The 1,725-nt window shown below is 29.7% G+C and carries 1 protein-coding gene; it reads right to left on the bottom strand.

Features of this window, described 5'->3' with window-relative positions; genetic code table 11:
• Positions 1-443 precede the first annotated feature (443 nt).
• Entirely contained in the window at positions 444-1,523 is a 1,080-nt protein-coding gene (locus F6K22_RS23685) for an ATP-grasp domain-containing protein (protein ID WP_293103533.1), read from the bottom strand.
• Positions 1,524-1,725 lie beyond the last annotated feature (202 nt).

Here is a 1,725-nt window from a genome sequence, read left to right as displayed (position 1 = left end):
TTGACTGTGATAAATTCACTTATTTCTGAATTTAAAATGTTTTGAATTTCCCGAAAATTTTCCTCTCTAGTTTCTCTAAACGGGATACTAAAGATAGGATGTGGTAGATACAAATATAATTTAGCATTAAGAAATTTGCTGAACCTTTTTTCTACTTAGACTTTTCTGAAAAATTTATTCCACTACTGATATTTGTAGGATAAGGATGAAAAAAAATACTATCTTTTGACTGTGATAAATTCACTTATTTCTGAATTTAAAATGTTTTGAATTTCCCGAAAATTTTCCTCTCTAGTTTCTCTAAACGGGATACTAAAGATAGGATGTGGTAGATACAAATATAATTTAGCATTAAGAAATTTGCTGAACCTTTTTTCTACTTAGACTTTTCTGAAAAATTTATTCCACTACTGATATTTGTAGGATAAGGATGAAAAAAAATACTATCTTTTGACTGTGATAAATTCACTTATTTCTGAATTTAAAATGTTTTGAATTTCCCGAAAATTTTCCTCTCTAGTTTCTCTAAACGGGATACCAAAGATAGGATATTGTTTGTAATCTATCTTTCTTAACTCCACGGTTTTTTCAAAATTTGCCAGCAATTTATCATAATTAAATGATGTAATCTCATTAACGTTTTTACCAGTCGAATTATCTAATATAACTAGGCAAAATAATTTTCCTTCTTTTCCTTGAAAAGCTTGACACCAATCTGGCTTTTTTTGGTAGTAAAAATATAAGTAGGAGTTAAAACCATAAGCTAAGAAAGATAAATCTGCGGTACTGCACCAACCACCAAATCGAATTGGATTTACTTCAATAGGTAATAAAAGACTATTACTATTTCTTCTCAACTCAATATGTACTGGAAAGTTTTTTACTTTAGCCAAATTACCAATTTTTTCGAGAAAATTTGTAATTTCGTGAAGGTTACTTTCAATAATTTCTTTGGATGAACAATAAACTCTGTCACTGACACTATTTTCTTCAGAAAATATGTGCTTAAAAATCCCCAGGATAACTGGTTCGCCAATCGAGTTATAATAAGCATCAATAGCAAATTCTTCACCATCGATATACTCTTCAATGATAAATGAATTGGTGTTCAATACACATTCAGGATATAAGTTTCTAGTTTTAGCTATTTCCTCTGTGGTTAAATCGATGGTTTTAATCCATTCCTCATAACTTGAGACTTGATAAACTCCCATGCTCAAAAAACCAGTTATTGGTTTGATAATAAATGGTAGTGGAATTTTATCAAGTTCAATTGTTTTTAGGTCTTTTTTAGGTATTTCTCTGAAGTAGAAGTTGGGAAAGATTGATTTTGTTAGCTGCCGGAATTTATACTTATTCTTAAATAGCTCTATTTTTTCAGGGATATAGCTGAAATATAAATGTTTTGATATCCAATGATAGGAATTTTCAGAAGTAGTGTAAATAATTGGATTATCTAATTGTTTAACTATTTCAATTGCTTGCTCTTCAGTAATTATGTTTGTGCCACTATAAAGGTTCATTTTTTCAGCTATATCTGTACCTACTACAGGAATAGCGTTATCTCTAACAGTAGCAAGGAATTTTTCTGATGACTATTTTGTAGATTTTCATTGGCTACTTCTTTGATGGAAAGAATGTAGAAAATCTTCGAGCTGTGCTGAGTTATTACTATAACGTCTGAGTTTTTCTTGAGGCTTTGGTTCGGCAAAAAAAGGAATTTTT

The organism is Okeania sp. SIO2F4, from assembly GCF_010672385.1.
In the GTDB taxonomy this organism is placed as follows: Bacteria; Cyanobacteriota; Cyanobacteriia; order Cyanobacteriales; family Microcoleaceae; genus Trichodesmium.
The sequence above is the reverse complement of the archived record's forward strand: the minus strand, read 5'-3'. Positions and strand labels throughout refer to the sequence as shown.